The sequence below is a fragment of the Streptomyces sp. JN8 genome (assembly GCF_055808075.1).
The window spans coordinates 6,543,399-6,557,882 of record NZ_CM147852.1 but is presented as its reverse complement, the minus strand read 5'-3'; the positions used below and the strand labels follow the sequence as shown (position 1 = coordinate 6,557,882).

The 14,484-nt window shown below is 71.0% G+C and carries 9 protein-coding genes; 6 read left to right on the top strand and 3 right to left on the bottom strand.

The features are described from left to right. Positions 1-10: 10 nt before the first annotated feature. The 3 genes from ACY0MR_RS28935 to metH all read right to left on the bottom strand — a co-directional run bounded on the left by ACY0MR_RS28935 (position 11) and on the right by metH (position 6,489). Entirely contained in the window at positions 11-1,600 is a 1,590-nt protein-coding gene (locus ACY0MR_RS28935) for an ABC transporter substrate-binding protein (RefSeq protein ID WP_473556191.1), read from the bottom strand. A gap of 522 nt (positions 1,601-2,122) precedes the next feature. Further along, a complete protein-coding gene (locus tag ACY0MR_RS28930; protein WP_388804549.1) occupies positions 2,123-2,821 on the bottom strand; it encodes an HAD family hydrolase in 699 nt (232 codons plus the stop codon). Between the two features lie 137 nt (positions 2,822-2,958). Continuing rightward, on the bottom strand, positions 2,959-6,489 hold the full coding sequence (gene metH / locus ACY0MR_RS28925; protein WP_403316703.1) for a methionine synthase: 3,531 nt from the start codon (positions 6,487-6,489) through the stop codon (positions 2,959-2,961). A 243-nt stretch (positions 6,490-6,732) separates the two neighbouring features. Here metH and ACY0MR_RS28920 point away from each other — a divergent pair, with 243 nt between their 5' ends. The 6 genes from ACY0MR_RS28920 to ACY0MR_RS28895 all read left to right on the top strand — a co-directional run bounded on the left by ACY0MR_RS28920 (position 6,733) and on the right by ACY0MR_RS28895 (position 14,226). After that, on the top strand, positions 6,733-7,497 hold the full coding sequence (locus tag ACY0MR_RS28920) for an IclR family transcriptional regulator (protein ID WP_388804543.1): 765 nt from the start codon (positions 6,733-6,735) through the stop codon (positions 7,495-7,497). A gap of 266 nt (positions 7,498-7,763) precedes the next feature. Further along, entirely contained in the window at positions 7,764-8,522 is a 759-nt protein-coding gene (locus ACY0MR_RS28915) for an MIP/aquaporin family protein (RefSeq protein WP_361851268.1), read from the top strand. 35 nt (positions 8,523-8,557) lie between these two features. Then, positions 8,558-10,084, top strand: a complete 1,527-nt coding sequence (gene glpK / locus ACY0MR_RS28910; protein ID WP_388804540.1) for a glycerol kinase GlpK — start codon at positions 8,558-8,560, stop codon at positions 10,082-10,084. A 6-nt stretch (positions 10,085-10,090) separates the two neighbouring features. Further along, positions 10,091-11,695, top strand: coding sequence for a glycerol-3-phosphate dehydrogenase/oxidase (locus tag ACY0MR_RS28905; protein ID WP_361851272.1), 1,605 nt, complete (start codon positions 10,091-10,093; stop codon positions 11,693-11,695). A 113-nt stretch (positions 11,696-11,808) separates the two neighbouring features. After that, positions 11,809-12,870 carry an LLM class flavin-dependent oxidoreductase gene (locus ACY0MR_RS28900; protein WP_388804535.1) on the top strand — a complete coding sequence of 354 codons (1,062 nt, stop codon included), beginning with the start codon at positions 11,809-11,811 and terminating at the stop codon, positions 12,868-12,870. A gap of 141 nt (positions 12,871-13,011) precedes the next feature. After that, on the top strand, positions 13,012-14,226 hold the full coding sequence (locus ACY0MR_RS28895; RefSeq protein WP_473556186.1) for a PAC2 family protein: 1,215 nt from the start codon (positions 13,012-13,014) through the stop codon (positions 14,224-14,226). Positions 14,227-14,484: the final 258 nt, after the last annotated feature.

Genomic DNA, 14,484 nt, shown 5'->3' with positions numbered 1-14,484 from the left:
CGCGGGGGCTCTAGGCCGTACCGCGCCCCAGTTCCCAGAGCAGGAGGTCGGAGGACGTGTTGAGCGCGTACTCGACTCCGTTGAGGTCGTCGCGCGCGGCGACGTACTGCTTGCCCTGCCAGAGGGGCAGGATCGGTACGTCCTCGGCGACGATCTTCTGGATCTGGTTGAAGACGGGGCCCGCGGCGGTGCGGTCGGCCTGTCGGCGCGAGCTCGGGATGAGCTTGTCGCGGACGACCTTGTTGACGTACGGGGTGTTGAGGAAGTTGTCGCTGTCGAGGAACGGGGCGATGTAGTTGTCCGGGTCCGGGTAGTCCGGGAACCAGCCGAGTCCGTAGACGGCGTAGTCGCCGCGCTTCTGGGCGGTGCGGAAGGTCGACCACTCGGCGCCCTGGAGGGTGACGTCGAAGAGTTCGCTGCCGACGAGCTGCTTCTTGAGGGCGTCGAACTCCTCGGCGGTCTCGGCGCCGTAGTGGTCGGTGGTGTAGTTCAGGGTCAGCTTGACCGGGGTCTCGACGCCGGCGTCCTTGAGGAGCTTGGCGGCGCGGTCCTGGTCGGGCTCGCCGTAGGTGTCGAAGAAGGGGGTGGCGTGGCCGGTGATGCTGGAGGGGATCAGCGAGTAGAGCGGCTCGGCGGTGGTGCCGTAGACCCGGTTGACGAGGGCGCCCCGGTCGACGACGGCGGCCATGGCCTGGCGGACGGCCTTCTCCTGGACGGCGGGGGCCTTGGTGTTGAAGCCGAGGTAGCGGATCTCGAGGCCGGGGACCTCGACGACCTCGATGCCGTCCTTGGGCGTCTCGGTGAGGTCCTTGACCTGCTTGCGGGAGAGGGAGCGGGCCATCATGTCGATGTCGTCGCTCTCCAGGGCCTTGCCCATGGTGCCGGCGTCGGCGTAGGCGCGCAGTTCGACCTTGTCGTTGCGGAGGGTGATGTCGCCCTTGTAGGCGGGGTTCTTGGTGAAGACGAAGCGGGTGGCCTTGTCGCCGTCGAGCTCGGCCTTCATGGTGTACGGGCCCGAGCCGTCGACGTCGAAGCCGTCGCGGAGCTTGCCTGCCTCGTACTTGTCCTTGCTGAGGATGCCGGCGACCGGGGTGGAGAGCTTGTACGGGAAGGTGGCGTCGGGGGTCTTCAGGTGGAAGACGACCTCGTCGGCGCCCTTGGTCTCGATGGTGTCGATGTTCGAGAGGAGGGCGGCGGTGCCGTTGTCCGACTTGATCTTCAGGACGCGCTCGATGGAGAACTTGACGTCCTCGGCGGTGATCGGGGTGCCGTCGGCGAAGGTGAGTCCGGCGCGGAGCTTGCAGCGGTAGCTCTCGCTGGCCTTGTCGGAGAATCCGCAGGTCTGGGCCGCCTCGGGGACGGGCTCGCCGCTGTCGCGGGGCACGTGCATCAGGGTCTGCACGGTCTGCCGCAGGATGTTCCACGCGCCGGTGTCGTAGGCGAAGGCGGGGTCGAGCGGCGCGGGGGCGTCGGCGGTGGCGATGAACTGGTCCGTGGTGCCGACGACGATCGCTCCGCCCTCCTCGGCTCCGCCGCAGGCGGCGAGCAGGGGGGCGAGCAGTCCGGCCACGGCCGGCAGCACCAGGGTCTTGCGGTTCATCAGGGACGATCTCCTCATCCGGCACTGGGATACAGCGGTCAGTGGAACTCCGCCGCCGGCCGCCCGGTCGGGGCGGGAGCGATCGGGCCGGGTGTTGCGATCGGTCCTGTGTTCACGGCGACTTGGGTGTGCGCCGGGGCACGCGGGATATGCGGCGAAGTACTCGCGAAAGATTAGTGGGCGGCGTCCCTATTGCCTGACCACGGGCGGCGGTGGGGGTAATCGCACAGTGATCATGAATGCGGTCGCCTCGATAGTCATGCGTCGGATGATGCGGACGGCACCCATCGAACCGGGACACATGGGGGCGCCGAAACCCTGCCCAATCGGGCGGGGGACGCAGGAAGGCCACCCGCCGTCCGGCACTCTGCGTGAGCAAGGTCACGCGGAGGCCTTTTCGGCGAATGGCCTGATCGTTTTCCCGGGGCGTTCCCCGGGTGCACGCCGGGTGTCCCGGGCGTGCTCCTCGGGGGCGCCTCCCCGGGCGAAATGGCATTCCGCCCGGGAAAGCTCAGAAGGAGCTCAGATTCCGGTGATCAATGTGCGGAGGAAGGGCACGTCGACCTCTTCGAGGGAACGCACGACGACCCGGCCCGGGGAGGGCGCGATGGGCGCGACCGAGGGGACGGCGACGACCCGGCAGCCGGCCGCCTCGGCGGCCGCCACACCGGTCGCGGTGTCCTCGACCACGGCGCACAGCGCGGGGTCGGCCCCGACGCCTCTGGCGGCCGTCAGGTAGGGGTCCGGGTGCGGCTTGGTCCGGACGACCTCGTCGCCGGCCACGGTGAGGGCGAAGCGGTCGGGGCCCAGGGATTCGAGGACCCGGTCGATGATCCGCCGGTGCGAGGCGGAGACCAGCGCGGTCGGGATGGAGTGCCGGGCCAGCTCGGCGAGCAGCCGGTCGGCGCCCGGCATGAGGGGCACGCCGCGCTCGATGCGCTGCTCGAACTTCTCGTTGAGCAGGACGGTCAGCTCGGCGAGGGTGATGTCGGCGCCGGTGGACTCGATGAGGTAGCCCGCGCTCCGCGTCATGGGGCCGCCGACGACGACGTCCCGCCAGGCCTCGTCCAGCCGGTGTCCGAGGTCGGCGAAGGCCTCGACCTCCGCATCCCACCAGAAGCCCTCCGTGTCGACGAGGGTCCCGTCCATGTCGAGGAAGACCGCCTGCAGGGCGGAGCTTCCGTTCGTACGGATCAGGGACGCGGGGACCGTACTGGTCATCCGGCACACCTCCATGGAGGGACGAGAAGGCCGGCCCCCCTCCCCGGTACGGGGAGGAAGACCGGCCTGCACTGGACCGACAAGTGTACGTCCGGATCACCGAAAGGGCGCGGATTTGCGGACGGGGTCCGGTCCGGTCACCGAGCGTTGAAGTACTTCGCCTCCGGGTGGTGGATCACGATGGCGTCGGTGGACTGCTCGGGGTGGAGCTGGAACTCCTCGGAGAGGTGGACGCCGATCCGCTCGGGGCGCAGCAGCTCCGCGATCTTCGCGCGGTCCTCCAGGTCGGGGCAGGCGCCGTAGCCGAGGGAGAAGCGCGCGCCGCGGTACTTGAGGTCGAACATGTCCTCGACCGCGGCCGGGTCCTCGCCGCCGAAGCCGAGCTCGGCGCGGACGCGGGCGTGCCAGTACTCGGCCATGGCCTCGGCCAGCTGGACGGAGAGCCCGTGCAGCTCCAGGTACTCGCGGTAGGAGTCGGAGGCGAACAGCTTGGCGGTGGCCTCGCCGATCTTCGAGCCGACGGTGACGACCTGGAGGCCGACGACATCGGTCTCGCCGGACTCCTCGGGGCGGAAGAAGTCCGCGAGGCAGAGGCGGCGGCCGCGGCGCTGGCGGGGGAAGGTGAAGCGGGTCCGCTCGTTGCCGTCGTCGTCGAGGATGATCAGGTCGTCGCCCTTGGAGACGCAGGGGAAGTAGCCGTAGACCACGGCCGCCTCCAGCAGGTTCTCGGTGTGCAGCCGGTCGAGCAGGCCGCGGAGCCGCGGCCGGCCCTCGCTCTCGACGAGCTCCTCGTACGTGGCGCCGCCGGCGCGGGCCTGCTTGAGGCCCCACTGGCCCTTGAAGAGGGCGCCCTCGTCGAGCCAGGAGGCGTAGTCCTTGAGCGGGATGCCCTTGACGACGCGGGTGCCCCAGAACGGCGGGGTGGGGACGGGGTTGTCGACGGCGACGTCGGAGCGGCCGCCGGGCTCGTCCGCCTCCTCGACCTGGACGACCGGGGTGTCGCGCTTGGGGACGCGGCGCTGCTTGAGCTCGGGGAGCGTGGCGCCGGGGACGCCGCGCTTGACGGCGACGAGGGCGTCCATGAGGCGCAGGCCCTCGAAGGCGTCGCGGGCGTAGCGGACCTCGCCCTGGTAGATCTCGTGCAGGTCCTGCTCGACGTACGCCCTGGTGAGGGCCGCGCCACCGAGGATCACGGGGTACTTGGCGGCCAGCTCGCGCTGGTTCAGCTCCTCCAGGTTCTCCTTCATGATCACGGTGGACTTGACCAGGAGGCCGGACATGCCGATGACGTCGGCGCCGTGCTCCTCGGCCGCCTCCAGGATCGCGGAGACCGGCTGCTTGATGCCGATGTTGACGACGTTGTAGCCGTTGTTGGACAGGATGATGTCGACGAGGTTCTTGCCGATGTCGTGGACGTCGCCGCGAACGGTGGCCAGCACGATCGTGCCCTTGCCGTCCGCGTCCGTCTTCTCCATGTGCGGTTCGAGGTAGGCGACGGCGGTCTTCATCACCTCGGCGGACTGGAGCACGAACGGCAGCTGCATCTGACCCGAGCCGAACAGCTCGCCGACCGTCTTCATCCCGTCGAGCAGGATCTCGTTGACGATCTCCAGCGCGGGGCGGACCGTCAGCGCCTCGTCGAGGTCCGCCTCCAGGCCGTTCTTCTCGCCGTCGACGATCCGGCGCTTCAGCCGCTCGTCCAGCGGCAGGGCGAGGAGCTCCTCGGTCTTGCCGGCCTTCAGCGACTTGGTGTTGACGCCCTCGAAGAGGGCCATCAGCTTCTGCAGCGGGTCGTAGGCGGGTTCGTCGCCCTGTCCGGGGCGGCGGCGGTCGTAGATCAGGTCGAGGGCTGTCTCGACCTGCTCGTCGTCGAAGCGGGCGATCGGCAGGATCTTCGAGGCGTGCACGATCGCCGAGTCCAGGCCGGCCTTGACGCACTCGTCGAGGAAGACCGAGTTCAGCAGGATGCGGGCGGCCGGGTTCAGACCGAAGGAGATGTTGGACAGGCCCAGGGTCGTCTGCACGTCCGGGTGGCGCCGCTTCAGCTCGCGGATCGCCTCGATGGTGGCGATGCCGTCCTTGCGGGACTCCTCCTGACCGGTGCAGATGGTGAAGGTCAGGGTGTCGATGAGGATGTCCGACTCGTGGATGCCCCAGTTGCCGGTGAGGTCGTCGATGAGCCGCTCGGCGATGGCGACCTTGTGCTCGGAGGTGCGGGCCTGGCCCTCCTCGTCGATGGTGAGCGCGATGAGCGCGGCGCCGTGCTCCTGGGCCAGCCGGGTGACCTTGGCGAAGCGGGAGTCGGGGCCGTCGCCGTCCTCGTAGTTGACGGAGTTGATGACGGCGCGGCCGCCGAGCTTCTCCAGGCCGGCCTGGAGGACGTCGACCTCGGTGGAGTCGAGGACGATCGGCAGGGTGGAGGCGGTGGCGAAGCGGCCGGCGAGCTCCCGCATGTCGGCGACGCCGTCGCGGCCCACGTAGTCGACGCAGAGGTCGAGCATGTGGGCGCCCTCGCGGATCTGGTCGCGGGCCATCTCGACGCAGTCGTCCCAGCGGGCCTCCAGCATCGCCTCGCGGAACTTCTTGGAGCCGTTGGCGTTGGTGCGCTCGCCGATCGCCATGTACGCGGTGTCCTGGCGGAACGGCACGGTCTGGTAGAGGGAGGCGGCGCCCGGCTCGGGGCGCGGGTCGCGGGTGCCGGGGGTGAGGTCGCGGACGCGCTCGACGACCTGGCGGAGGTGCTCGGGGGTGGTGCCGCAGCAGCCGCCGATCAGGGAGAGGCCGTACTCGCGGACGAAGGTCTCCTGGGCGTCGGCGAGCTCGGCGGGGCCGAGCGGGTAGTGGGCGCCGTCGGAGGTGAGGACCGGCAGGCCGGCGTTGGGCATGCAGGAGAGCGGGATCCGCGAGTGCCGGGCGAGGTAGCGGAGGTGTTCGCTCATCTCGGCGGGGCCGGTGGCGCAGTTCAGGCCGATCATGTCGATCCCGAGCGGCTCCAGGGCCGTCAGGGCGGCGCCGATCTCGGAGCCGAGGAGCATGGTGCCGGTGGTCTCGACGGTGACGGAGACGATGAGCGGCACGTCGGCGCCGAGGGCGTCGAGGGCGCGGCGGGCGCCGATGACGGAGGCCTTGGTCTGGAGCAGGTCCTGGGTGGTCTCGACGAGGAGGGCGTCGGCGCCGCCGGCGAGGAGGCCCTCGGCGTTCTGCTGGTAGGCGTCGCGCAGCAGGGTGTAGGGGGCGTGGCCCAGGGTGGGGAGCTTGGTGCCGGGGCCGATGGAGCCGAGGACCCAGCGCTGGCGTCCGGTGGAGGCGGTGAACTCGTCGGCGACCTCGCGTGCGATGCGGGCGCCGGCCTCGGAGAGCTCGTGGACGCGCTCGGGGATGTCGTACTCGCCCAGGGCGGCGTGGTTGGCGCCGAAGGTGTTGGTCTCGACGCAGTCGACGCCGGCGGCGAAGTACTCCCGGTGGACCGAGCGGACGATGTCGGGCCTGGTGAGGTTCAGGATCTCGTTGCAGCCTTCGAGGTTCTCGAAGTCCTCGAGGCTGGGGTCCTGTGCCTGGAGCATGGTGCCCATGGCTCCGTCGGCGACGACGACTCGGCTGGCGAGTGCCTCGCGGAGGGCTGCGGCGCGGTTCCGGCTGTCTGCGGAAGGGGTCGGCAACGAGGCCATGGATGAGCTCCCTGGGCTGCGACGGCTGTCGGCTTTGCACCTTCGGTGGAGGGTGCACGGGGCCAGCGTAACCGCGCGCCGGTCGGGGTGGACACGGCGTCTCGGGGGGCGGACGGCATCCTGTGTGCGGGGACTCCCGGTTCTGCCCGTTCTCGGTCGACACTGTCAGGTGTAACGCGAGGTCGGCATCGACCGATAGTGTTCAGCATTGTCGAACAGCGTGAGAGGGAGAAGGGTCGGGCGATGGCGAAGAACATCCAGTCGCTTGAACGGGCGGCGGCCATGCTGCGACTGCTCGCGGGCGGCGAGCGCCGACTGGGCCTGTCCGACATCGCGTCCTCACTGGGACTCGCCAAGGGGACGGCCCACGGGATCCTGCGCACGCTCCAGGCGGAGGGCTTCGTGGAGCAGGACGCGGCCTCGGGCCGCTACCAGCTCGGCGCGGAGCTGCTCCGGCTCGGCAACAGCTACCTCGACGTGCACGAGCTGCGCGCGCGGGCGCTGGTCTGGACGGACGACCTGGCCCGGTCCAGCGGCGAGAGCGTGCACCTGGGGGTGCTGCACCAGCAGGGCGTGCTGATCGTGCACCACGTCTTCCGGCCGGACGACAGCCGGCAGGTCCTGGAGGTGGGGGCCATGCAGCCGCTGCACTCCACGGCGCTGGGCAAGGTGCTCTCGGCCTACGACCCGGTGGCGCACAGCGAGGTCGTGGAGGTCGACCGGGAGGCGTTCACGCCCCGGACGACCACGGCGCTCGGCGACTTCGAGTCGCTGCTCGACATGACGCGCGCCAAGGGCTGGGCGGCGGACGTGGAGGAGACCTGGGACGGGGTCGCCTCGGTGGCGGCGCCGATCCACGACCGGCGGCGCATGCCGGTGGGCGCGGTGGCGGTGACGGGCGCGGTGGAGCGGCTGTGCCCGGCCGGGGAGCTGCGGCCCGAGCTGGTCGCGGCGGTCCGGGACTGCGCCCGCGCGGTCTCCCGGGACCTGGGGGCCGGGCGGTTCTGACCCTGCGCCACCGCGCCCCCCGACCTGAGTGAACCCGCCGGTAACGATCGCGTCATCGGCGGGTTTTTCGCATCCCGGGGCCTTGACGTGCTGTTGACCCCGGGCAAAACTTCCGTTCATCGGTCGGCAATGCCGAACACTTGACGGCAATACGCGTTAGAGTGTCGCAGTGCCAAGGGCCGGAAACAGCCCTCACACGAGGGTGCGGACCTCCGGAGGGACCCGGAGTCCGCCGTTCCCCTGGACGAAGGACAAAGGAGTCGCGGGTGTCCAGCTCCGACATCTTCCTCGGCGAGACCATCGGTACCGCCGTTCTGATTCTGCTCGGCGGCGGTGTGTGCGCCGCCGTCACGCTCAAGGGCTCCAAGGCCCGCAACGCGGGCTGGCTCGCGATCACCTTCGGGTGGGGCTTCGCCGTCATGACGGCCGTCTACATGACGGCTTCCCTCTCGGGCGCCCATCTGAACCCCGCCGTCACGGTCGGCATCGCGATCAAGGACGGCGACTGGAGCAACGTCCCCGTCTACATCGCGGGCCAGATGCTCGGCGCCATGATCGGCGCGGCGCTGGTCTGGGTGGCCTACTACGGGCAGTTCCAGGCGCACCTCGCCGACCCCGAGGCCTCGGGCGAGAAGCCGATCGAGGGCCCCGGCCCGGTGCTCGGCATCTTCTCCACCGGCCCCGAGATCCGGAACACCTGGCAGAACCTGGCCACCGAGATCATCGGCACCGTCGTGCTCGTCCTGGCCGTGCTCACCCAGGGCCTCAACGACAGCGGCAAGGGCCTCGGCGTCATAGGCGCCCTGATCACCGCGTTCGTCGTGGTCTCCATCGGCCTCTCGCTCGGCGGCCCGACCGGCTACGCGATCAACCCGGCCCGCGACCTCGGCCCGCGCATCGTGCACGCCCTGCTCCCGCTGAAGCACAAGGGCGGCTCCGACTGGAGCTACGCCTGGATCCCGGTCGCCGGTCCGCTGATCGGCGGAGCCCTCGCCGCGGGTATCTACAACATCGCGTTCGCCTGAGCCGTCCTTCTTCCAGACCTCCCTTGGAGCCAACCGTGACCGACGCACACACCTCCGGCCCGTTCATCGCGGCCATCGACCAGGGCACCACCTCCTCCCGCTGCATCGTCTTCGACAAGGACGGCCGGATCGTCTCGGTCGACCAGAAGGAGCACGAGCAGATCTTCCCGAAGCCGGGCTGGGTCGAGCACGACGCCGCCGAGATCTGGACCAACGTCCAGGAGGTCGTCGCCGGCGCCCTGACCAAGGGCGGCATCGCCGCCGCCGACGTCAAGGCCATCGGCATCACCAACCAGCGCGAGACCACGCTGCTCTGGGACAAGAACACCGGCGAGCCCGTCCACAACGCCCTCGTCTGGCAGGACACCCGCACCGACGCCCTCTGCAAGGAGCTCGGCCGCAACGTCGGCCAGGACCGCTTCCGCCGCGAGACGGGCCTGCCGCTCGCGAGCTACTTCGCCGGTCCGAAGATCCGCTGGATGCTCGACAACGTCGAGGGCCTGCGCGAGCGCGCCGAGGCCGGCGACATCCTCTTCGGCACCATGGACTCGTGGGTCATCTGGAACCTCACGGGCGGCACCGACGGCGGCGTGCACGTCACCGACGTCACCAACGCCTCGCGCACCATGCTGATGAACCTGCACACCCTGGCCTGGGACGAGAAGATCGCGGAGTCGATGGGGGTCCCCCTCAACGTCCTCCCCGAGATCCGCTCCTCGGCCGAGGTCTACGGCCACGTCAAGGACGGCGTCCTCGCCGGCGTCCCGGTCGCCTCGGCGCTCGGCGACCAGCAGGCCGCCCTCTTCGGCCAGACCTGCTTCGCCGAGGGCGAGGCCAAGTCCACGTACGGCACCGGCACCTTCATGCTGATGAACACCGGTGACAAGATCATCAACTCCTACAGCGGCCTGCTGACCACGGTCGGCTACCAGATCGGCGACCAGAAGCCGGTCTACGCCCTGGAGGGCTCCATCGCCGTCACCGGTTCGCTGGTGCAGTGGATGCGCGACCAGATGGGCCTCATCAAGTCCGCCGCCGAGATCGAGACCCTCGCGTCCTCGGTCGAGGACAACGGCGGCGCCTACTTCGTGCCGGCCTTCTCCGGCCTGTTCGCCCCGTACTGGCGCTCCGACGCCCGCGGCGTGATCGCCGGCCTCACCCGGTACGTCACCAAGGCGCACATCGCCCGTGCCGTCCTGGAGGCCACCGCCTGGCAGACCCGCGAGATCACCGACGCCATGACGAAGGACTCCGGCGTCGAGCTGACCGCGCTCAAGGTCGACGGCGGCATGACCTCCAACAACCTGCTGATGCAGACCCTCTCGGACTTCCTGGACGCGCCCGTCGTGCGTCCCATGGTCGCCGAGACCACCTGCCTCGGTGCCGCCTACGCCGCCGGCCTGGCCGTCGGCTTCTGGCCGGACACCGACGCCCTGCGCGCCAACTGGCGCCGTGCGGCGGAATGGACCCCTCGCATGGACGCCGACAGGCGCGACAGCGAGTACAAGAGCTGGCTCAAGGCCGTCGAGCGGACCATGGGCTGGATCGAGGACGAGGAGTAGATCGACATGACCACCCTGCAGAGCGTCCCTGCCCTCGGGACGCACCCGGCGTCCGGCTCCCTCCCGAGCCGCGCCGAGACCCGGGACCGGCTTTCCAAGGCGACGTACGACCTCCTGGTGATCGGCGGCGGCATCCTGGGCATCTCCACCGCCTGGCACGCCGCGCAGTCGGGCCTGCGGGTGGCCCTGGTGGACGCCGGCGACTTCGCCGGCGCCACCTCCTCCGCCTCCTCGAAGCTGCTCCACGGCGGTCTGCGCTACCTGCAGACCGGCGCGGTCAAGCTGGTCGCGGAGAACCACTTCGAGCGGCGTGCGGTCTCCCGCCAGGTGGCACCGCACCTCGCCAACCCCCTCACCTTCTACCTGCCCGTCTACAAGGGCGGACCGCACGGCGCGGCCAAGCTCGGCGCCGGCGTCTTCGCCTACAGCGCCCTCTCGGCCTTCGGCGACGGCGTCGGGCACCTGCTCTCCCCCGCCAAGGCCGCGCAGGACGTGCCGGAGCTGCGGACGGACAACCTGAAGGCCGTGGCCGTCTACGGCGACGACCAGATGAACGACGCCCGCATGGCGCTGATGACGGTCCGCGCGGCGGTCGACGCCGGCGCCACCGTCCTCAACCACGCCGAGGTCACCGGCCTCCGCTTCACCCGGGGCCGGGTCACCGGCGCCGAGCTCAAGGACCGCACCAGCGGCGACGAGTTCGGCGTCACCGCCCGCCTCGTGCTCAACGCGACCGGCCCCTGGGTGGACCACCTGCGCCGCATGGAGGACCCCAACGCGGCGCCCTCCATACGCCTCTCCAAGGGCGCGCACCTGGTCCTCAAGCGGACCTCGCCCTGGAAGGCCGCCCTGGCCACCCCGATCGACAAGTACCGCATCACCTTCGCCCTCCCCTGGGAGGACATGCTGCTCCTCGGCACCACCGACGAGGAGTACGAGGGCGACCCCGGCCAGGTCGAGGTCACCGAGAAGGACACCGCCCAGATCCTGGACGAGGCCGCCTTCTCCATCCGCGACCAGCAGCTGTCGCGGGACCTCATCACCTACGCCTTCGCCGGCCTGCGCGTGCTCCCGGGCGGCCCCGGCGACACCTCGAAGGCCAAGCGCGAGACGGTCGTCACCGAGGGCCGCGGCGGCATGCTGTCGGTGGCCGGAGGCAAGTGGACCACCTTCCGCCACATCGGCCGCACGGTCATGAAGAAGCTGGAGCAGCTCCCCGGCCACCCGCTCGGCGAGGACTACGAGTCGGTGTCCACGCTGCCGAAGCGGCTGCCGCTGCCCGGCATCGCCAACCCGAACGCGGTCGCGCACCGGCTGCTCGTCGACGGCCCGGCGCCCGGCCCGCGGATGGCCGCCGACACCGCCAAGCACCTGGCGACGCACTACGGCTCGCTCTCCTTCGACATCGCGCGCATGGCGAACGAGAACCCGGACCTCGCCCGGCGCATCCACCCGGACGCCCCGGAGATCTGGGCGCAGGTGGCCTACGCCCGCGACCACGAGTGGGCCGAGACCGCGGACGACGTGCTGCGCCGCCGCACCACGCTGACCATCCGCGGCCTCGCCACGGACGAGATCCGCGCCGGCGTCGAGACGATGCTGAACGCGTAGCGCCGGGACCCGGATCCCGTACGCCCAGGGGCGGTTCCTCTCCGGAGGGCCGCCCCGCGGCGTGCCACACGCCGTCCACACCGCCGCAACACTCGGCGCGCAGAGTGGATCGCATGAAATTCCAGGTGCTCTCGATCGTCCACCACTCCCCGCACCCGCTCACCGGCGAACTCCTCTCCGCCGCCGACCGGTTGGAGCAGGTCGTCACGCTCGGCGAGACCGCCGAACGGCTCGGCTTCGACGCGTACGCCGTCGGCGAGCGGCACGCCGGCCCGTTCCTCTCCTCCGCCCCGACCGTGCTGCTCGCCGCGCTCGCCGCCCGCACCACCCGGATCAGGCTGCTCACCGGCGTCACCGTCGTCGCGATCCTCGACCCGGTCCGGGTCGCCGAGGACTACGCCACCCTGGACCAGCTCTCCCGCGGCCGGCTCGAACTCGTCGTCGGCAAGGGCGCGGAGGCCGGCCACTTCGACCTCTTCGGTCTGGACGAGGAGCGCCAGTGGGACCTCCAGAAGGAGAAGTACGAGCTGCTGCGCCGGCTCTGGACGGAGGAGGGCGTCGACTGGGAGGGCGAGTTCCGGCCGCCGCTGAAGAACGTCACCACCGTGCCCCGCCCGTACGCGGGACCGCCCCGCATCTGGCACGGCTCGGCCACCAGCCTCAACTCCCCCGAGCTCGCCGCGAAGCACGGCGATCCGCTCTTCACCGCCAACGCGATCCAGCCCCGTGAGGCGTACGCGCGGCTCATCGCCCACTACCGGGAGAAGTTCGAGGAGTACGGGCACGACCCGGCGCACGCGCGGGTGGCGGCCGGCTCCGGCGGGCTGCTCATCGCCGACACCACCCAGGAGGCGATCACCCGTCACAAGGACCTGTACGAGGCGAAGGTGCGGCAGAGCTTCAAGCCGCACCTGGAGGGCAAGGCGGGTTACAACACCCCGTTCCGCACGATCGAGGACGCCGTCGCGGACGGCCCCCAGCTCATCGGCTCCCCGCAGCAGATCATCGACAAGATCCTCGGCTACCACGCCCACTACGGGCACGACCTGCAGTCCGTCACCGTCGACACCTTCGGGCAGTCGACGGCCGAGCAGATCGAGACGCTCCAGCGGTTCGCCGAGGAGATCGCGCCGGTGGTCCGGAGGGAGGCGCCGAGCACGCTCTGGGAGGAGTGAGGGCGCCGTGTGCGGAGGCGGGTTCCTGGGTAGTCGATCAAGGCCGCACGGGTTTTCGGGGATGTCCGGAGGCTGCGGACGGACCTGGAGAAAGCCGTAAGGTTGGTCCGTACGACAGGAACTTCGAAAAGGAGGCGCTGGGTGATCGAGCTCGAGGGGGTACCCGAGCTGATCGACCCGGTCATGGTGGCCGCGTTCGAAGGCTGGAACGACGCCGGCGACGCCGCCTCCACCGCGGTCGCCCATCTCGACCGGGAATGGAAGGGCGAGGTGTTCGCGGCGCTCGACGCCGAGGACTACTACGACTTCCAGGTCAACCGGCCCACCGTCTTCCTGGACAACGGCGTCCGGAAGATCACCTGGCCGACGACCCGGCTCTCCGTGGTCCGGGTCGGCGGCGAGAAACCACGGGACCTGGTGCTCGTGCGCGGGATCGAGCCGTCGATGCGCTGGCGCTCCTTCTGCAACGAGATCCTCGCCTTCGCCCACGAGCTGGGGGTGGAGATGGTCGTGATCCTGGGCGCGCTGCTCGGGGACACCCCACACACCCGGCCCGTCCCGGTCAGCGGCGTGACGTCCGACCCGGACCTGGCGCGCACGATGGACCTGGAGGAGACCCGGTACGAGGGGCCGACGGGCATCGTGGGCATCCTCCAGGAGGCGTGCACCCACGCGGGCGTGCCGGCCGTGAGCCTGTGGGCGGCGGTGCCGCACTACGTGTCGCAGCCGCCGAACCCGAAGGCGACCCTGGCCCTCCTCAACCGCCTGGAGGACCTGATCGGGCTGCGCATCCCGCTGGGCGAACTGCCCGAGGACGCGCGGGCCTGGCAGGTGGGCGTGGACCAGCTGGCCGCGGAGGACAGCGAGGTCGCCGAGTACGTGCAGACGCTGGAGGAGGCCCGGGACACCGCGGAGCTGCCGGAGGCCTCGGGCGAGGCGATCGCCCGCGAGTTCGAGCGGTATCTGCGGCGCCGCGAGCCGGGCACGGGTCCGGGCGGCCCGGGGGTGGCGATGGAGGGCGGCGACACGCCCTTCCTGCGGGACACCGGCAGCGGCCGGACGCGCCCGCCGAAGCCCGAGCAGCCGGGCCCCGAGGCGGTCCCGGGAGCGGAGGCGGCCGAGACCCCCGAGACGGGTGAGACGGCTGAGAAGCCGGATGCTCCGGCGGCGCCGGAGGGCGGCGCGGAGGAGACCCCGGCGACGGGCTCAGGATCGGCCGACGCCCCGGACGAGGGTTCGGGCGAGGGCCTGGACGCGGGCACGGAGCCGGGCCCGGAGTCGGGCGACGGCGCGGAGGCGGACCGGGACGGCGGCTCCGACGCGGACGGCCGCCCGGGGAGCGGCCCCGGCGCGTAGTCGCCTCGCCGAGGACGGAACGGATCGGGAGGGGTGTCCTGCGGGGCGCCCCTCCCGTCGTCGTGCCGGGCCTCGATCCGGTCCCCGCCGGTCGGCCTGATGGACCGTCCGCCGCCGACCGGACCGCAGGGAAGCCCCTCGTCCGTGGCATCGCGAGCGCCCGCGGGTGGCGTCCACGACGACGGCACCGGGCGCTCGCGGGGGCCGTCGCCGGTGGGGGCGGCCCTCTCGGCGCGACGGAACCGCCCCCGGACTTCG